At 60.8% G+C, this 18,544-nt stretch carries 15 protein-coding genes, 1 tRNA gene and 1 pseudogene; 4 read left to right on the top strand and 13 right to left on the bottom strand.

Features of this window, described 5'->3' with window-relative positions; translation table 11 throughout:
* Window positions 1-39: 39 nt before the first annotated feature.
* Window positions 40-1,818 (top strand): acyl-CoA dehydrogenase C-terminal domain-containing protein, encoded by a 1,779-nt coding sequence (locus tag GJU48_RS22265; protein ID WP_094949471.1) that lies wholly within the window; start codon window positions 40-42, stop codon window positions 1,816-1,818.
* Between the two features lie 226 nt (window positions 1,819-2,044).
* Here the strand turns inward: GJU48_RS22265 and GJU48_RS22260 are convergent, their stop codons facing one another.
* Window positions 2,045-2,944: a LysR family transcriptional regulator gene (locus GJU48_RS22260; RefSeq protein ID WP_094949470.1), complete on the bottom strand. Its 900-nt coding sequence runs from the start codon at window positions 2,942-2,944 to the stop codon at window positions 2,045-2,047.
* Window positions 2,945-3,153: 209 nt separating this feature from the next.
* Here GJU48_RS22260 and GJU48_RS22255 point away from each other — a divergent pair, with 209 nt between their 5' ends.
* Together GJU48_RS22255 and GJU48_RS22250 are read left to right on the top strand one after the other, a co-directional pair.
* Window positions 3,154-4,422 carry an aspartate aminotransferase family protein gene (locus GJU48_RS22255; protein ID WP_094949469.1) on the top strand — a complete coding sequence of 423 codons (1,269 nt, stop codon included), beginning with the start codon at window positions 3,154-3,156 and terminating at the stop codon, window positions 4,420-4,422.
* A gap of 182 nt (window positions 4,423-4,604) precedes the next feature.
* Window positions 4,605-4,763 (top strand): YqaE/Pmp3 family membrane protein, encoded by a 159-nt coding sequence (locus GJU48_RS22250; RefSeq protein WP_010207008.1) that lies wholly within the window; start codon window positions 4,605-4,607, stop codon window positions 4,761-4,763.
* A 5-nt stretch (window positions 4,764-4,768) separates the two neighbouring features.
* Here GJU48_RS22250 and pqqE read toward each other — a convergent pair whose 3' ends face one another.
* From pqqE to GJU48_RS25810, 10 genes and pseudogenes are all read right to left on the bottom strand, one after another.
* A complete protein-coding gene (pqqE, locus tag GJU48_RS22245) occupies window positions 4,769-5,899 on the bottom strand; it encodes a pyrroloquinoline quinone biosynthesis protein PqqE (protein ID WP_053258335.1) in 1,131 nt (376 codons plus the stop codon).
* Window positions 5,892-6,167 (bottom strand): pyrroloquinoline quinone biosynthesis peptide chaperone PqqD, encoded by a 276-nt coding sequence (gene pqqD / locus GJU48_RS22240; protein WP_094949468.1) that lies wholly within the window; start codon window positions 6,165-6,167, stop codon window positions 5,892-5,894. Before pqqD ends, pqqE begins: the two co-directional genes overlap by 8 nt.
* Entirely contained in the window at window positions 6,164-6,916 is a 753-nt protein-coding gene (pqqC, locus tag GJU48_RS22235) for a pyrroloquinoline-quinone synthase PqqC (RefSeq protein WP_094949467.1), read from the bottom strand. Before pqqC ends, pqqD begins: the two co-directional genes overlap by 4 nt.
* Before the next feature lie 11 nt (window positions 6,917-6,927).
* Window positions 6,928-7,839, bottom strand: a complete 912-nt coding sequence (pqqB, locus tag GJU48_RS22230) for a pyrroloquinoline quinone biosynthesis protein PqqB (RefSeq protein ID WP_083356453.1) — start codon at window positions 7,837-7,839, stop codon at window positions 6,928-6,930.
* A gap of 70 nt (window positions 7,840-7,909) precedes the next feature.
* Window positions 7,910-7,984, bottom strand: a complete 75-nt coding sequence (gene pqqA, locus GJU48_RS22225; protein WP_009045898.1) for a pyrroloquinoline quinone precursor peptide PqqA — start codon at window positions 7,982-7,984, stop codon at window positions 7,910-7,912.
* Window positions 7,985-8,139: 155 nt separating this feature from the next.
* On the bottom strand, window positions 8,140-10,512 hold the full coding sequence (gene pqqF, locus GJU48_RS22220; protein WP_094949466.1) for a pyrroloquinoline quinone biosynthesis protein PqqF: 2,373 nt from the start codon (window positions 10,510-10,512) through the stop codon (window positions 8,140-8,142).
* A gap of 59 nt (window positions 10,513-10,571) precedes the next feature.
* Entirely contained in the window at window positions 10,572-11,366 is a 795-nt protein-coding gene (locus GJU48_RS22215) for a carbon-nitrogen hydrolase family protein (RefSeq protein ID WP_094949465.1), read from the bottom strand.
* A 10-nt stretch (window positions 11,367-11,376) separates the two neighbouring features.
* Window positions 11,377-13,059 carry a flavin monoamine oxidase family protein gene (locus GJU48_RS22210; protein ID WP_094949552.1) on the bottom strand — a complete coding sequence of 561 codons (1,683 nt, stop codon included), beginning with the start codon at window positions 13,057-13,059 and terminating at the stop codon, window positions 11,377-11,379.
* Window positions 13,060-13,226: 167 nt separating this feature from the next.
* Window positions 13,227-13,673: an Lrp/AsnC family transcriptional regulator gene (locus tag GJU48_RS22205; RefSeq protein WP_078734923.1), complete on the bottom strand. Its 447-nt coding sequence runs from the start codon at window positions 13,671-13,673 to the stop codon at window positions 13,227-13,229.
* A gap of 77 nt (window positions 13,674-13,750) precedes the next feature.
* Window positions 13,751-13,930: pseudogene (locus GJU48_RS25810) on the bottom strand (hypothetical protein); the annotation flags it as partial.
* A gap of 36 nt (window positions 13,931-13,966) precedes the next feature.
* Here GJU48_RS25810 and GJU48_RS25805 point away from each other — a divergent pair.
* Window positions 13,967-14,314, top strand: a complete 348-nt coding sequence (locus tag GJU48_RS25805; protein ID WP_317988376.1) for an HGGxSTG domain-containing protein — start codon at window positions 13,967-13,969, stop codon at window positions 14,312-14,314.
* A gap of 273 nt (window positions 14,315-14,587) precedes the next feature.
* On the opposite strand, the gene GJU48_RS22200 is transcribed toward GJU48_RS25805, so the two are convergent.
* Together GJU48_RS22200 and GJU48_RS22195 are read right to left on the bottom strand one after the other, a co-directional pair.
* Window positions 14,588-14,664 (bottom strand) — tRNA-Ile (locus GJU48_RS22200).
* Window positions 14,665-14,679: 15 nt separating this feature from the next.
* Complete coding sequence (locus tag GJU48_RS22195; RefSeq protein WP_094951993.1) at window positions 14,680-18,423, bottom strand: bifunctional diguanylate cyclase/phosphodiesterase; 3,744 nt, start codon at window positions 18,421-18,423, stop codon at window positions 14,680-14,682.
* Window positions 18,424-18,544 lie beyond the last annotated feature (121 nt).

Genomic DNA, 18,544 nt, shown 5'->3' with positions numbered 1-18,544 from the left:
CCCTATCGAATCACTTTTCACGTTCTCACGAGGTTTGCCATGGCTGATTACAAAGCGCCGCTGCGGGATATGCGTTTCGTCCTCAACGAAGTTTTTGAGGTCGCCACGACTTGGGCCCAATTGCCGGCATTGGCAGACACCGTGGATGCCGAAACCGTCGAGGCGATCCTCGAGGAGGCCGGCAAGGTCACCGCCAAATCCATCGCCCCGCTCAGCCGTGGCGGCGATGAGCAAGGCTGCCGTTGGGCGGATACCGTGGTCAGCACGCCGGATGGTTTCCCCCAGGCCTACAAAACCTACGCCGAAGGTGGCTGGGTAGGTGTTGGTGGTGATCCGATCTTTGGCGGCATGGGCATGCCCAAGGCGGTGTCGGCCCAGGTCGAAGAGATGATCAATTCGTCGAGCCTGGCGTTCGGCCTGTACCCGATGCTGACCTCCGGCGCCTGCGTGTCGATCAATACCCACGCCAGTGAGGAACTCAAGGCCACCTACCTGCCGAAGATGTATTCCGGTGAGTGGGCCGGTTCCATGTGCTTGACCGAAGCGCACGCCGGGACCGACCTGGGGATTATCCGCACCAAGGCTGAGCCTCAGGCGGACGGCTCCTATAAGGTCAGCGGCACCAAGATCTTTATCACCGGTGGCGAACACGACCTTACCGAAAACATCATCCACCTGGTGCTGGCCAAGTTGCCGGATGCGCCAGCCGGGCCCAAGGGCATTTCGCTGTTCCTGGTGCCGAAGTTCATGGTCAATGCCGACGGCAGCCTGGGCGCGCGTAACCCGGTGAGCTGTGGTTCCATCGAACACAAGATGGGCATTCAGGCGTCCGCGACCTGCGTGATGAACTTCGACGAAGCCGTGGGTTATCTGGTGGGCGAGCCGAACCGTGGGTTGGCGGCGATGTTCACCATGATGAACTACGAGCGTTTGGGGGTGGGTATCCAAGGCTTGGCATCGGGCGAGCGCTCTTATCAGAACGCGATTGAGTACGCCCGTGACCGTCTGCAAAGCCGTTCGCCGACCGGCGTGCAGGCCAAGGACAAAGTGGCTGACCCGATCATCGTCCATCCCGACGTGCGCCGCATGTTGCTGACCATGAAAGCCTCGAACGAAGGCGGTCGCGCGTTCTCCACCTATGTGGCCACGCAGTTGGACATCGCCAAGTTCAGTGAAGATGCCGTCGCCCGCGAGCGTGCCGACAACCTGGTGGCGCTGTTGACGCCGGTTGCCAAGGCCTTCCTCAGTGACCTCGGCCTGGAAACCACCGTGCTCGGCCAGCAAATCTTTGGCGGCCACGGTTACATTCGCGAGTGGGGCCAGGAGCAGCTTGTTCGGGATGTGCGCATCACCCAGATCTACGAAGGCACCAACGGCATCCAGGCTCTGGACTTGATGGGGCGCAAGATTGTCGGCAGCGGCGGTGCGTTCTACACCCTGTTCGCTGATGAGATCCGCCAGTTCATCGCCACGGCGGGCGCCGAACTGGGTGAATTCACCCGGCCGCTCAGCGCGGCGGTGGACAACCTGGATGAATTGACCGCCTGGGTGCTGGATCGCGCCAAGGCCAACCCGAATGAAATCGGCGCGGCCTCGGTGGAGTACCTGCACGCCTTTGGCTACATGGCTTATGGCTATATGTGGGCACGCATGGCCAAGGCCGCGTGGGGCAAAGAGGCTGAGGAAGACTTCTACGCCAGCAAACTGGGCACCGCGCGCTTCTACTTTGCCCGCTTGCTGCCGCGTATCCAGTCGCTGAGTGCGTCGGTAAAAGCCGGTAGCGAATCGTTATTTTTGTTGGATGAAGCACTGTTTTAAGGGCTTGGAGGGCGTGTAAGCATTCTCTTACATGACGTGCTGCTATTCGTCCTCTATCGCCAAATTGGATCCACGGATAATCTACTTCACATGGACGTCGCGCAGGAAGCGCAAAGCAACAACAGGGACACGTAGGATTCTGCCAGGATGGCGGAGTGAAATGGATGTCAGGGAAACAGTCTGCAAAGCCCCGCTTCGGCGGGGTTTTCTTTTGCCTGCGAAAAAGTCAGGCAGGCGCCTGCGGCGCGTTCATCACGTCTTCCAGCAAGGTGCGCAGCAACGCCACCGTCGCTTGCTGGCGCTGCACATCGCGGCACACCAAACCCACTTTCAGCGGCACCCTCGGCTCACTCAAAGGCTTCCACAGCAGCGCCTTGCTGTTGTGCTCATCCTGGGAGCGCCCCGGCAGCACTGTTGCCAGTTTGGTGTGGGGCAGGCTGTCGAGTATCCCAATCATCGTATTGAGCTCCGCCTGCACTTGCGGCCGCCGGCCCAGGTTAGAGAGCTGGCCCTGCCAGATCTGCCGCACCTGAAACTCTTCACCCAACAGCAACATCGGCAATTCGGCTGCCTGTTTCAGTGAGACTTTCTTGAACTCGCGCAGGGGATGGTCTTCGGGTATCACCACCTTCAACTCATCTTCATACAACAGCACACCGTGCAGCCCCGGCTGGCGTGGCGGCAGGTAGCTGATGCCGATGTCCAACGAGCCGTTAAGCAGCCGCCGTTCGATCTCAAGCCCGGTCAATTCGTAGATCTGCACCACCAAATGCGGCTGAGCCTTGCGCACACGCTCGAGCATTTGCGGGACCAGGCTGGTGTGCACGGTTTGCAGCACGCCGATGGCCAGGGTGCGCATCGCCTGGCCCTTGAAGTTGCGCAAGGCTTCGACGGCTTGTTGCATGCCATCAATCAGCGGCAACGCGTGGTTGTACAAGGTATGCGCGGCCAGCGTCGGCAGCAGGCGCTTGCTGCTGCGCTCGAACAGGCTCACATCCAGGTTCTGCTCCAGCTGGCGAATCTGTTGCGACAGAGCTGGTTGAGAGATCGAAAGACGCTCCGCAGCCCGGCCCACGTGGCCTTCCTCATACACCGCGACGAAATAACGCAGTTGCTTGAAATCCATAAGACTTACTTATCGAAAAAGCTGGAAAATCGAAATGGCCGATGGCCCCTGAGACGCCTAGTCTAGCGCCTATTCGCAAGGCTTACAGGGCCGGATCTGGCAATGAACAGCGTATTTGTTGATAGCGTTTACATAGGCAAGGCAAAACACCTCAAGGCGGTTTTTCGAGGCGACATCGACCAAGGTCAGGTTGCCATCGGGGCCAACCTATGAACCTGTTCAATATCCGTCGCCCCGCGCCAAGCCTGGATGACCTGATCCTGGATACCCCGCGTGATCATCTCTGTGGTGAATGTCTAATGCCGACGGTGGCGCGAGCGCCTCAAGTCTTCGTGCGTGGCCAGGGTTCCTGGCTCTGGGACAGTGACGACCGCGCCTACCTGGACTTCAGCCAGGGCAGCGCCGCCAACAGCCTCGGCCACAGCCCGCAGGTATTGATCAAGGCCTTGGCCGATCAAGCTAACGCGTTGATCAACCCCGGTAGCGGCCTGTACAACCGCGCGCAACTCAACCTCATCGACCAGCTCTGCCAGCGCACCGGTAGCGGCCAGGCTTACCTGCTCAACAGCGGCTCGGAAGCGTGCGAAGCCGCGATTAAGTTGGCGCGCAAATGGGGCCAGCTGCATCGTGGGGGGGCTCATCGCATTATTACCGCCAGTAACGGCCGCCATGGCCGCAGTTTTGCGGCGATGGCGGCCTCGGCAGGCGGCTGTGAAAACCGCTTCGAGCCGCAGTTGCCTGGCTTCAGCCACGTACCTTTCAACGACCTGCCAGCCCTGCACGCTGCGGTCGATGCGCAGACCGTCGCGATCATGCTGGAGCCTATCCAGGGCGACGCCGGCGTCATCCCTGCAACCGAGCACTACCTCAAAGGCGTCGAACGGCTGTGTCGCGAGCTGGGCATTTTGCTGATCCTCGATGAAGTGCAAACCGGCATTGGCCGTTGCGGCACTTTGCTTGCGCAGCAGCAGTACGGCGTACGAGCCGACATCATCACCCTTGGCAAAGGCTTGGGCGGCGGCGTGCCATTGGCGGCGCTGCTGGCGCGAGGCAAGGCCTGTTGCTTCGACGTGGGCGAGCTGGATGGTACCCATCATGGCAATGCGTTGATGGCATCGGCCGGGGTGGCGGTACTCGATACGGTGCTGGAGCACAGCTTCCTGGAACAAGTCCGTGAGTCCGGCGTTTACCTTGGCGAAGGCCTCTCGCGACTGGCCTATCGCTACGACCACGGCCAGTTGCGCGGCCATGGCCTGATGTGGGGCCTGACGTTGTCGGATGATTCTGCAGATGCCGTGGTAAAGGCAGCACTGCACGAAGGCTTGATCCTCAACGCCCCGCAGCCCAATTGCCTGCGCTTCACGCCTGCCTTGACGGTGAGCAAAAGCAACATCGACGAAATGCTCCAGCGCCTGGCCCGCGCCTTCTCCCGCGTGCGCACCGCACAGCTGCAATGCCGCAAGGGCATCGCCGTTTAACCCCCTATTCCAGAACCGTCTCGCGGCATACGCGGCGCCTCCAGCTTGATTCTTTTGGCTGGGGGCGTTTTTTTGTCTGCTCATTTCAGGATGGCCCAGTGCCAGATCTCACTGAACCCTTACGAACGCCCAAGGTCGATTAGCTACACGGCTCACACGAGCCGATTTTCTGGAGCTGACCCATGGATATCATTCGTATCATCATCGCCATTCTGCTGCCGCCACTGGGTGTGTTCTTGCAAGTGGGTTTCGCCGGCGCGTTCTGGCTGAACATTTTGCTGACATTGTGCGGTTACTTCCCAGGCATCATTCACGCCGTGTACATCATCGCCAAACGCTAAAACCCTCAGCCTTTTGCGATGAGTCGTGAGTTGCGCTCGTTGCGAAAGGCCAGTTGCTCGATGGTTTGAGTGGCGTGTTCGGCCTCTTCCCGCGCTTGCAGGATGATGCCGTGCTGCTCGGACTTGCTGCACACCGGGTCGGCATTGCTCGCGTCGCCCGTGAGCATGAACGCCTGGCAACGGCAGCCGCCAAAGTCCTTTTCCTTCTCGTCGCATGAACGGCACGGCTCGGGCATCCAGTCGTAGCCGCGAAAGCGGTTGAAGCCAAACGAGTCGTACCAGATGTGCTGCATGCTGTGGTCGCGCACATTCGGAAATTGCACCGGCATCTGTCGGGCGCCGTGGCAGGGCAGGGCGGTGCCGTCCGGCGTGACGGTCAGAAAAATACTGCCCCAGCCATTCATACAGGCTTTGGGGCGCTCTTCGTAGTAATCCGGCGTGACGAAGATCAGCTTGCACGGGTGGCCTTCGGCTTCCAGCTTGGCGCGGTACTCGTTGGTGATGCGCTCGGCACGCACCAGTTGTTCTTTTGTCGGCAATAACCCCACACGATTGAGCTGCGCCCAGCCATAGAACTGGCAAGTGGCGAGCTCGACGAAGTCTGCTTCCAACGCGATGCACAGTTCGATGATGCGGTCGATCTTGTCGATATTGTGCCGATGGGTGACAAAGTTCAGCACCATCGGATAGCCATGCGCTTTCACCGCGCGGGCCATTTCGAGCTTTTGCGCGAAGGCTTTTTTCGACCCGGCCAACAGGTTGTTTACCTGTTCATCACTGGCCTGGAAGCTGATCTGAATGTGATCCAGCCCAGCCTTCTTGAAGTCGCTGATCTTCTGCTCGGTCAGGCCAATGCCGGAAGTGATCAGGTTGGTATAGAACCCTAGCTTGCGCGCCTCGGCGATCAGCTCGGCAAGGTCCTGGCGCACCAGCGGTTCACCGCCGGAAAAGCCCAACTGTGCGGCACCCATCTCCCGCGCTTCACGAAATACCTTGATCCATTGCTCGGTGCTCAGCTCCTTGCCTTGCTCGGCAAAATCCAGCGGATTAGAGCAATACGGGCATTGCAACGGGCAGCGATAAGTCAGCTCGGCGAGCAGCCACAGCGGCAGGCCAACAGGTGGCTTTTCAGGCAAGGGTGATCCAGTGCTCAGCACGGGCGACCTCCATGAAATCCTCGATGTCTTTGCCGAGCTCAGGCACGCCGGGGAATTGTTTATCCAGCTCGGTGATGATGGCGGCGACGTCGCGCTCGCCGTCGATCAAACCACCGATCAGCGCGGCGCTGTCGTTGAGCTTGATCATGCCTTCGGGGTAGAGCAACACGTGGCCTTTTTGCGCCGGCTCGTACTGGTAGCGATAGCCCTGGCGCCAGGTCGGTGTTCTGCTGCGATCAAAGCTCATAGGGCGATCCCTTTATGCCACACCCGCTGCGCGGTCACGCTGTGATAAGGCGGGCGGTTCAGTTCGTAGGCCATGCTCATGGCATCCAGCATGCTCCACAAAATGTCCAGTTTGAACTGGAGAATTTCCAGCATGCGCTCCTGGCCCTCGCGGGTGGTGTAGTGCTGCAGCGTGATCGCCAGCCCGTGTTCCACGTCACGCCGGGCTTGGCCCAGGCGGGTGCGGAAGTATTCATAGCCGGTGGGGTCGATCCACGGGTAGTGCTGCGGCCAGCTGTCGAGGCGCGACTGGTGGATCTGCGGCGCAAACAGCTCGGTCAGCGAGCTGCTGGCGGCTTCCTGCCAGCTGGCGCGGCGGGCAAAGTTGACGTAGGCATCCACCGCAAAGCGCACGCCGGGCAGCACCAGTTCCTGGGAGCGCAGTTGGTCCGGGTCGAGGCCGACCGCTTGGCCCAGCCGCATCCAGGCTTCGATGCCGCCGTCTTCTCCGGGGGCGCCATCATGGTCAAGCAGGCGCTGGATCCACTCGCGGCGGATCTCGCGGTCCGGGCAATTGGCCAGAATCGCGGCGTCCTTCAGCGGGATGTTCACTTGATAGTAGAAGCGGTTGGCGACCCAACCCTGGATCTGCTCGCGGGTGGCGCTGCCTTCATACATCGCCACGTGGTACGGGTGATGAATATGATAGAAGGCGCCTTTGGCCCGCAAGGCATGCTCGAACTCGGCGGGCGTCAGCGGTGTGTCAGTCATGTGGTCTGCTCCTACAATTCTATGCTCATGCCGTCGTAAGCCACTTCGACATTACGCCGCACCAGCTCGGCTCGCTCAGGGGAGTCTTCATCGAGGATCGGGTTGGTGTTGTTGATGTGGATAAGCACCTTGCGCTGCTCGGGCAACTGCTCCAGTACTTCGAGCATGCCGCCGGGGCCGTTCTGTGCCAAGTGGCCCATCTCGCGACCGGTGCGGGTGCCGACGCCACGGCGCTGCATTTCATCGTCGTCCCACATCGTGCCGTCCACCAGCAGGCAATCGCTGCCGGCCATGATCTCCAGCAGCGGCGCGTCGACCTTGCCCAGGCCCGGTGCGTAGAACAGTTTGCCGCCGGTGCGCAGGTCTTCGACGATCAGGCCGATGTTGTCGCCAGGGTGCGGGTCGAAGCGGTGCGGTGAGTAGGGCGGCGCGGCGCTGCGCAGTGGCAGCGGGGTGAAACGCAGGTTGGGGCAGGCGGGGATGGTGAAGCTGGCGTCCAGCTCAATGCGGTTCCAGGCCAGGCCGCCATTCCAGTGCGTGAGCATGGTGAACAGCGGGAAGCCGGTGCTCAAATCTTCGTGGACCATGTCGGTGCACCACACCTGGTGCGGGCAGCCTTCGCGCAGGCTCAACAGGCCAGTGGTGTGGTCGATCTGGCTGTCCATCAGGATGATCGCGCTGATGCCGGTATCGCGCAGGGCACGGCCGGGTTGCATCGGTGCAAAGCCTTGCAACTGCGCGCGGATATCCGGCGACGCGTTGCACAGCACCCAATTGACGCCATCGTCGGAGATCGCGATGGATGATTGAGTACGCGCCAGGGCCCGCAGGCTGCCGTCGCGAAAGCCTGCGCAGTTCACGCAGTTGCAGTTCCACTGCGGGAAGCCACCGCCGGCGGCGGAACCTAGAATCTGGACAAACATGATCGCTCCATCAGCAAAGCTCAAAACAAAAACGCCCCGGACGAGCCGAGGCGTTGTATTACTCAGCCAATCAACGGCTGGCGAAGTACATGGTGACTTCGAAACCAATACGCAGATCAGTGTAAGCAGGTTTGGACCAAGACATATTTATACTCCTACGAAGGGATGGGACGTTCAATACTCATACATATAGTCCACCTCCAACCGGAGATGTTCAGAGGTGTGCGTATGGATGTTACGCAATTCTTTTCAAGTTAGCGCTGTCTTGGTGGCAAAAGCCTTTTGCAGGGCCGGCAATGATCAGCCTGCCGCGTGCCAGGAACCCTTGATGGACGGGCCGTTGGCCACACAGCGCCAGCCGCCAGCAGCGTCGTTGAGTTGCCGTGCGGCGTGCTGCAAATCCTCGCGTGTACGGGTTTGGATCAGTTGCTGAAGCGGCTCCAGATAACCCGACGAATGGTCGGCCAACTGCGCTTGCCAGAGCAGCTCGGCCGCTTGGGCGATGGGTAATGCCTGGGCAGTGAATTGCTGCGCCAGGGTCTGGTTGCCCAGGTCGGCACTGTTGGCGATCAACGCCGGCAGTTGCGCCAGGAAGGTCTGCAGGTGTTCGAAGATCCCAGCCAGGGAGACGCTTGGGGATTGCACGCCGAACAGCAGGCCGGTTTGCCCGTTGATCTGTCGGATGCCGCTGAATACGGCGTAGCCGACTTGCAGTTCGACCCGCAGGCGTTGGTAAAACGGCGCGTGGAGCAGATGCCCGAGCAGTCGCCATGCCGCTTCATCGGCCAGGGTTTGGGTTGGCGTTGGGCAAAACAGCAGCAACGCGGCTTCGCTGGAGTCGGTTTTCACCGTGTGCCAGAACCGCTGGCCGTCGAGGCTTTGGCGAGTGTATTCAAGACTTGCCGGCTGGCCGGGCAATCGCACTGCTGCGGTTTTGATCGCCGCTTCACACGCGGCGGGCAAACCGATTCCCAGACCTTGCCAGCGCGCGGTGCTCCATGGCGCTGACGTCTCGCTGGCTCCCGAGCTGCCGACACAACAAGCAGGCAACGCCTTGAGCAATTCCCGAATCGCAATCATCGGCGTTGATGTGGAAGGCGACGGCAGTTCATCGGACCGGCTCAGGTTAAGCGCTAGCGCTTCGACCACGGCCGGCATCGGTTCGTGAAGGCCGACCATTTTCACCCGCCAGTCATTGGCGAGGGTCTCGAAAGACAATTCGATTCCAGCCTGGCGAGCATGCTCACGCAACGGCTGTAATGGGTTTTCCAGCCCGGCGGGCACGCCGCCATCAAACCGCCAATGCAGATACAGCGCGCCCTCATCCGTGTCATCCGCCAAGGCTTGGCTGAAGGTCAGCGCCGACACGTCTCGACGTCCCCGCGAGCGATCCTGGGCAAAGGTGCGCAAGCCACGGTGGGCGCTGGTCTGGCCGCGAATCAGGCCGGCGCGCTCTTCTTTGACCGGTGGGCGCAGGAATGGATTGTTGGGCGGCAATTGCCAAGCGTGCTGGGGAGGTGGCAGGTGCAGTGAGTCGAGCAGGCTCTTCAGGGCTGCGATGCCCGGCCCCGACAGGTCTTCGCTGTCGTTGCGAGCCAGTGCCAGGGCGCCTTGGACCTGTTGCTGGCGAGCGTTCAGCAAGGCGAACTCTTCTCGCAACAGCGTCCAATCGCTCTGTGCGAAAAAGCTCAACCAGTCGTGCAACAACACTTTGGTCTGAGTAGCCGACTCGCCTTGAGTGACGAGGGTAAAGTCGATATCCAGCAGCGCTTGCCCGGCGAAGTGATACAGCACGGATGCTTGCAGTGCGCTCGCCAGCTTTCGCGCTTTCAGCTCCGCCAGCAAACCGCCGGGCGCCGAGGCGTTGAGCCAGGTGCAGAGAAAATCCAGTGCTTGGCGGGGTACGTCACAGGCAATGACGTGGTGCAAGTGATGATTGGCGGCGTGTTGATAGGCGCGTGCTGCGCCTTGCATCAGTGCGGGCGGTTCGGCCTGGGGGTGCAAAGGCCCCGAGGCTAATGCTTCGCTGAATTGCTGCGCCAAGGCTTGCAGTTCATCCAGCGGCTGCGGGCCTGCAAGGCTCAAGGTCATCTGCCCGCTTTGGTAAAAGTGCGCGTGGAATTCCCGCAGTGCTTGCTGAAATGCCTCACGCTCCACCGGCAAACTGTCGCGATTGCCCGCGTGAAAACCGCGCAGAGGGTGATCAGCCGCCAAACCCTCCAGCAGCGCAACCTCCTGCTGCGCCTTGGCATCCTGGGACCAGGCGATAAACTCCGCGTGCACCACTTCGCGCTCACGCAACTGATCTTCAATCGCCAAGCACGGGTGGGCCAGCATGTCCGCCAGGCGCTCCAGCCCATCGGTAAAGGCCGCCACCGGCAGTTCAAAGAAGAAGTCGGTGGTGCGTTCGCGGGTGCTGGCGTTGACCTGCCCACCGTGGCGTTGCACGTAGGCCATCAAGCCTTCGCTTGTGGGAAAGCGCTCGGTGCCGAGAAACAACAAATGCTCAAGAAAATGCGCCAGCCCCGGCCAGGCCAAGGGCACGTCATGGCTGCCAGCGGCCACGCGTAAAACGGCAGCGCAACGCTTCAGGCGCGGCGCATGGCGCAGGGAAACCCGCAGGCCGTTGGCCAGGGTCAGGTGAAGGTGGTGAGGGTGGGCCGGCGCAGGCATGGGCACTTCCGAAACGTAGGGTGTGGCCATGTTAACAAACCGCTGACAAACCGGCTGGGTCAGGGCTTATGCAGTGCGCCGTACAACTCCGGGCGACGGTCTTGCAGGTAGTGATTGGCGGCGCGTGCATTAAGAATCGACTGGCGATCCAGCTCCCCGACGATCAAGGCCTCATCCAACCCGGCCTGGGCGATGCGCTGGCCATTGGGCGCAGCAATGCTGCTTTGCCCGCAATAGTGAATCTCGCCTTCCTGCCCGCAGTAATTGGCGTAAGCCACATAACACTGGTTTTCAAAGGCCCGCGCACGCACGGTCACGTCGGCGACAAAGTCGAACGGCACCATATTGGCGGTGGGCACCAGGATCAACTCGGCGCCGGCCAGGGCGAGGCGCCGGGTATTTTCCGGAAACTCCAGGTCGTAGCAGATCAGGAAACCGAGCTTCCAGCCGTTCAATTCCACCAGCGGGAAAGCATCTTCCCCGGCACTGAACATCGAGTGGTCCAGATCGCCAAACAGGTGGGTCTTGCGGTAGTTGCAGAGGCGCTGGCCATGGGCGTCGATTAACTGCACCGCGTTGTAGATCTGGCCATCCTCGGCCCGCTCCGGGTAGCCGTACAGAATCGCCAGCCCGGCGCTTTTGGCAAGTGCAGCTATCGCCTGTGCCGAGGCGCCATCCTGTGCTTCAGCCAGCGCGCCAACGGCTTCGGCGCCGATGTTATAGCCGCTGAGAAACATCTCCGGCAGCACCAGCACATCGGCATCCGACGCCTCATGCGCGAGCTGGTGCAGGCGCTTGAGGTTACCGGCTACATCCAGCGGCAGCGGTGGGCATTGGTACAGGGCGACGCGCATGCTCAACTCCTTAATCGGCCAGGGCGATTGGGCCGATTTCGTCAAATACATCTCCCGGCCCTGGGTTCTGCGGATGCGTGCTGCCGCCGAAGTGGGTCATGATGCCCCACACCGCGTTCAGCGAGGTTTGTACCGCGCCTTCCACCCAGGCGGGTGTCCAGGAGACGTCGTCACCGGCGATAAAAATCCCACGTTGTTCGGCGGGCATGTCCTTCTGCATGAAGTGCGCATACATCCGCTGGTTGTAGCGATAGTGGCCGGGCAGCGCGCCTTTGAAAGCCCCAAGGAAATGCGGGTCGGCTTCCCAGGACACCGTGATCGGGTCGCCGATGATGCGCGCCTTGATATCGACTTTAGGGTAGATCTTCTTCAGCGCATCAAGGGCCAATTTCACGCGCTTGTCGATGGGCTGCGGCAGCATTTTCAGCGCGTCGCTCATCCACGAGTACGACAGGCAAATCACGCCCGGCTTGTCGTCACCATTGTCGAACAGATAAGTGCCACGGGTCAGGCGATCGGTGAGGGTCATGCTCATCAAGTCGCGGCCGGTTTCCGGGTCTTTGTCTTTCCAGAACGGGCGGTCAACCATCACGAAGGTTTTCGACGACTGCATATAGCGGGTGCGATCCAGTGCCATCCACATTTTCTGCGAGAACAGGGTTTCGTCGCATTCGATCTGGGTGGTCAGCAGCCAGCTTTGGCAGGTGGTCAGCACGGCGGCGTATTCACGCGTGTCGCCATAGTTGTCGGTCACGGTAAAGCGGCCATCGGCGGCGTGGGCAATACGGCTCACACCGGCTCTTGGCGCACCGCGATGCAGCGAGCTGAGGCTGGTGCCGGCGGGCCAGTGCGCACAACGTTCCGGCACATGGCGCCAAATGCCAATGGGCACTTGCGCCACGCCGCCGACCACCAAGTGCTGGTGGTCGTCGCAGTTGGTCATCACCACGCGGAAAATTTCCAGCATCGAGTTAGGGAAGTCCGAGTCCCAGCCGCCGGTGCCGAAACCCACTTGGCCAAACACTTCGCGGTGCGCGAAAGACAGTTTGGCGAACGCCTTGGAGGTGGCGACGAAGTCATAGAACGTGCGGTCGTCCCACAGCGGCACCAGCTTGTTCCACAGCTCTTTGAGGCGTGGCACGTCGCGGTCGCGGATGGCTTGCTGGATATCACCGAACTGCGAGCCGGCTTCCAGCGCATCGGCCCAGGCGTCAGCGACTTCCTGGAACAGCACCGGCAAGTCAGAGAGTTTTTGCGCGTAGTGGGTCTGGCCTTCGAGGTCGACCACGGTGCTGCCGGAGGCCGGCGTCAGCGGGTTGGGGAAGGGTTTGGTCTCCAGGCCCAACTTGTCCACATAGTGGTAGAACGCGGTGGACGACACCGGAAAACGCATGCCGCCCAACTCGGCGATGATGCCCTCGGCCCCTTCAAACGCCTGGGAGCGCAAACGGCCGCCCATCTTCGAGGCTTCGTACACCACGGGCTTCAGGCCCAGTTTCATCAGCTCATAAGCGGCCACAAGGCCCGCGATCCCGGCCCCGACAATCGCCACTTCCGCGCCATGGTTGGCCGCGGGGATGCTGCCCAGGCCAGCCGGGTGTTCGATCCAGTCATCAAAGGCAAACGGAAAGTCCGGGCCAAAGATGGTGATAGGCTTTTTACCGTCGGCGGGGTGGCGATGGGTCTTGCTGATGGTGCTGGACGGAATGCTCATGGCTAACCTTACTGACGACTCGGCGGGAGGTGGCCCGTTGAGTATAGGAAAAGATGGCAGCCAGTTTAGGCAGCGTAGCGTTCGTTATTAAGACTCAATGTGTCGTCGGATTGAGCTGTTTTTAGTCAGAGTGACGAGCCTGGTGGTCAGATTGGCTGTCCGCGATCCAATTTGTTACTGAGGATGATCGAAGTAGTGGTTTTCTCCACACCGTCGACACTGCCGATCTGGTCCAGCAATTGATCCAGTTGCTCCGGCGAATCCGTGCGCAGCCAGGCCACGTAATCGAACTCGCCACTCACCGCACACAACTGCTGCACCTGCGCCATGGCACTCAGCCTGCGCAGCACTTCCTTACCCGAGCGCGCTTGCACGGTGATCCCCACATAAGCCTGCAAACCGCCATCGACCACCCGCTGCCCGAGGCGCACGCCATAACCGGTAATCACCTGGGTTTTTTCCAGGCGCGCCAGGCGCGACGTCACCGTAGTGCGCGCAATACCCAACTGCCGGGCAAGCATGGCCACGCTTTCGCGGGCGTTGATCTGCAAGGCAGCGATCAGTTGGCGATCGATTTCATCGAGGACGGGCAAGGGGAGCTCCAGTGCGGGCGGCAATGGGTCGCCATGTTACAGGCTTGCGCCCTTCTGGAGCGGTGCGATCTGCGAGATTAAGGCGCCTTGCATACTTTCGCCGCGGCAGCATCGTTCGGGATAAACGAGTCCGGCGTGCCAGGCTTGAGCACTACGTAGCCACGACGCCACGGCTGATCGTCGATTAGATTCCAACGATGGCCGGTGCCGGTATTGTCTTCAGCGACCAGCACTTCACCGGGGTGCAGGGTGAACCGTCTCGTTAGGCGAATCGGACGTTTCGGTCGGAAACCATGCTGCTATTTCGGATATTTCGGTCGTGTTTCGGACACGATTCGGATTGTACTTGCCCCAGCCTGAGCAGGAACAGAACAAAGGCAGGAACCATGACCAGCCAACAGGATGCACTGCGCAAGCGGTGGAAGGCTTATCACAGAGCCAGTGAGGCAGTGATGCTGGCCTGGCTTGCCGCAGGAATGCCAAGCGGGCAACTCTCTGTCCTGCCGCTCCCTGATGAGCTTCGCGGTTTGCGCTGTGGAGCCAAGACGCGGGCAGGTACGCCATGTAAGCGCCGAGACCTATACGCCAGCGGCCGCTGTCGTTTGCATGGTGGCCTATCGACCGGGCCGAAGCGTACCTGACAAGGGCCTTTGTGGAGTGCTAAGGCCGACCCCATGAGACCCTGAGTAAAGTTAAGGTCAGGGCACGCATCGCGCGCGTAGCCCGCTGGGTAATTGCGCAGACTTGACCGCCCGGTAAGCTGGTTTACGGGCATGCCCAGCACACCCACACCAGGATCTACGGATAAAGTGATGTGGACGCTTTGTGGACGGCAATGACTCTGTGAAATTTCCCGATTGGAAATTCTACACGTCAAAAAACGACAAAAGCCGCGCAGTGCGCGGCTTTCAAGATGGTGGGCCCAGTAGGACTCGAACCTACGACCAAGGGATTATGAGTCCCCTGCTCTAACCAACTGAGCTATAGGCCCTCAGTAGGTCGCGGATTATAACGATGGTTTCCCCACTGTGCCATCCGAAAAGTCTGAAACCCTCATATGAAGAAAAGCCTCGGCAAAAAGCTCGGGCGGCAGGGGCAGGCTGACGATGTAGCCTTGCATCTGTTCACAGCCTTCGGCGGCGAGGAATGCTTGTTGCGCGGGGTTTTCCACGCCTTCGGCGATGATGGTGAATTGCATGCTGTGGCCTAGGGCGATGATGGCGCGCACGATGGCGGCGTCGTGGGGGTCGTCGGGCAGGCCGCGTACGAAGGATTGGTCGATCTTCAGGAAGTCCAGCGGCAGGCGCTTGAGGTAGCTGAGGGATGAATAGCCGGTGCCGAAGTCATCAATCGCCAGTTGCACGCCCAGGCGTTTGAGTTGGTGCAGTACTTCCAGTGCTTCTTCGGCCTGGCTCATGATGAAGTTTTCGGTGATTTCCAGTTGCAGGCAGCCGGGCTCCAGGCGGTAGTCGCGCAGGAGCTGTTCGATGCGTGCGAGCAGGCCGGGGTGGCGCAGTTGGGCGCCGGCAAGGTTGACCGACAGTGGGCCGAAGTCATCGAAGGCTTCTTTCCACTGGTGCATCTGGCTGCATGCCTGTTCCAGTACCCAGTCACCGATCTGCAGGATCGTGCCGTTCTCTTCGGCCAGGGCGATGAAGTGTTCAGGCGGCACATCACCAAAGGTCGGATGGTGCCAGCGAATCAGGGCTTCGGCGCCGATCAGTTCCTGGGTGATCAGGCTCAGCTTCGGCTGGTAGTACAAAAATAACTCTTCACGCTCGATGGCGCGGCGCAGTTCGTGTTCCAGGGCCACGCGTTCGTTGGCCTGGGCGGTGAGGTCTTGGGTGTAGCTTTCGACGCGGTTGCGGCCCTTGGCCTTGGAGCGGTACATCGCCGCGTCGGCGTTTTTGACCAGGGTGGCGACGTCGGTGCCGTCCTGTGGGTACAGGCTGGTGCCGATACTGGCGCTGATAAAGAACTCGTGCTCGCCGGCCTGGAACGGCGGGGTGAAGCAGGCGAGCAGTTTATTGGCCAGGTGCTCGGCATCGCTGGCGTGCTGCAGGCCGGGCAGCAGGATAATGAATTCGTCGCCGCCCAGGCGAGCCACGGTGTCGACGTCGCGCAGTTGGTCTTTGAGGCGCACGGCGATGTCTTTGAGCAGCAGGTCGCCGACGGGGTGGCCAAGGCTGTCATTGATGTGTTTGAAACGGTCCAGGTCGAGGAATAGCACCGCGCCTTGGTTGCCGCTTTCTTGCTGGCCATTAAGTGCCGCCTGCAGCCGGTTTTCGAACAGGGTGCGGTTAGGCAGGCCCGTCAGTGGATCATGATGCGCCTGGTAGTCGAGGCGCGCCTGGGCATGCTTGAGGCTGGAGATGTCGGCAAACACGGCAACAAAGTGGGTGATCAGTTGCTCGCGGTTGCGCACGGCACTGATGGTCAGCCAACTGGGGTACAACTCGCCGTTCTTGCGGCGGTTGGAGATCTCGCCCTGCCAATGCCCCTGGGCGGTCAGTTGGTGCCACATGGCCGCATAGAACGCGCTGTCATGCAGGCCGGAAGCGAGCAGGCGCGGCGTACTGCCGAGGGCTTCGGCTTCGCTGTAGCCGGTGATTTCGCTGAAGGCGCGGTTGACGGCGCTGATGTTCTGCCGGGTGTCGGTGATCAATACGCCTTCGGCCGTACTTTCGAACACCGTCGCGGCCTGTTGCAGCTTTTCCTGCATGAATTGGCGTTCGGTGATGTCCCGGGCGATGGTCAGCATGCAATCTTCATCGCCGATGGGCAGTGGGCGGCTGGACACTTCACAGAGGCGAATCTGGCCGTCGTTGCGGCGTATGTGGCAGACGAAATCGCGGACAAGCCCGTCGCGCTGCATCAGTTCCAGCATGTGTTTGCGTTCGTTGAGGTCGACCCAAATGCCCAGTTCCAAGGTGGATTGGTCGAGCGACGTTGCGCTGGTGAACCCGGTCAGCCGGCTGAAACCGTCATTCACTTCAATCAGCAGCCCATCGCGCTGGCGGCTGAGCAGCAAGCCATCGGGTGAGGCGTGGAAGGCCTTGGCGAATTTCTCTTCGGAGGTTTGCAGTTGTTGCTGGGTTTCCTTGAGCGGGGTGATGTCACGCACCACCACCACCAAGGCTTCGGTGGTGTCGAGTTGGAATGGCTCTGCCGAGATCAACCCGGTAAAGGTTTGGCCGTTGCTGCGCCGAAAAGGCATTTCCAGGTTGCGGATGCTGGTGGTCTGCACCCGTTGCAGCAGGTCGGGACCGACGCCTTGAATACCCCAGATATCTAATTCGGTGGCGGTTTTGCCCACCACGTCTGCGGCGCTCAGGCCGATCTGGTCCTCAAACGCCTTGTTGACCTCCAGCAGGCAGCCATCGGACAAGCGCGCAATCACCAAGATGTCCGGGCATTGCTGGAACACCGAGGCAAATTTCTCCTCGGACAATTGCAAGGCTTCTTCGGTGCGCTTGGCTTCGCTGATATCGATCATCAGGCCGCGCAGTACTGGCTCATGCCCGTGCTCGATGAGGCTGACAATGTCGCGCACCCACAAGCAGCGGCCGTCGGCGGTGATTACCCGATAATCGACGCTGTGATCACGGTTGGCGCGGGTTTCCTGGTAGCAGTAGGCCTCGGCACGTGTCAGGTCGGCGGGGTGGATGATGTTGCGCCAGAAGCCTGGAATCAGCCAATGCGCACGCGGGTAGCCGAGCAAGTCTTCGGCATGGGGCGACACGTAGCTGTAGGTGAAATCGGTGATGCTGGCTTCCCAGGCGATGGCGGACAAGCTCTCTACCAGGCCGCGGTAGTGGTATTCGCTGCTGCGCAGTTCTTGCTCGAGGGCCACCCGGCGGGAGATTTCCGAGCTGAGCCGGCGGTTGATCCGAATCACAATGGCCAGCACGGTGCTCAGCAGCAGCACTGCCGGCAGGCCGTACATCAGCAGGTCGGACCAAAACGTGCGGTGATCGGTGATGCTGCCGACCCAGTGTTGCTGGATGGCGTCGGTTTCGCTGGGGCTGAGGTCGGCGAGGACCTTGTCGAGGATGCCCACCAGCATTTTCTCATCCCGCGGCACGCCCATTGCCAGCTGATAGCGGTAGGGCGTTTCGCCGCTGACGTATAAACCATCGAGCTTGAGCTGGCGCAGGCTCCAGACGCTGGACGCGAGGTCGCCGACCACGGCATCCACTTCGTCGGTGGCCAGGGCTTGCAGCGTCGAGCTGACGTTGGGCAAAGCCACCAGGTTGAGGTCGGGATGGTGGGTGCGCAGCAATTCGTGGGGGGCGTAGTTTTCCACTACGGCGATCTTCAGCCCGTAAAGGTCCTTGAGGTTGCGCGGTTTCGCGCCGCCTTCATGGGCGAGGATGACAATAGGGAAATCCAGGTACGGGCGCGTAAAGGCCAGGAAGCTCTGGCGCTCCGGCGTGGACATGATGCCGGGCAGCAGGTCGAGCTGGTTGTTTTTGGCCTGCTCAAGCACGGCGGTCCAGTTGACCGGCTCGATCAGCTTGATTCTGACGCCCAGGCGGTCCTGGATCAGGCGGATGTAATCAGCGGCCAAGCCCTGATAGCGGCCATTTTCATCACGGTATTCGAAGGGTGGCCATGAGGCGTCCACCCCAAGGCGCAGCTCCTGATGGTCCGACAGCCAGCCACGCTCTTCATCAGTAAGAGTCAACGCGCCAGCCGTTGCGGTCCAGGTCAGCAGCGACAGCAGTATCACGGTCGGCAGTCTGGGCATAACGGTCTCGTTATGGCACGGGGAATGTTTCGAGTGTAGACGGGCATTGCGGGGGAGGGGGGGGGCGCGGCAGTTAATCTATAGAAAGTAATCGGCACAAAGCAAAACCCCCGGCCTGGGC

The sequence above is a fragment of the Pseudomonas sp. IB20 genome, assembly GCF_009707325.1.
GTDB lineage: Bacteria > Pseudomonadota > Gammaproteobacteria > Pseudomonadales > Pseudomonadaceae > Aquipseudomonas.
The sequence above is the reverse complement of the archived record's forward strand: the minus strand, read 5'-3'. Positions and strand labels throughout refer to the sequence as shown.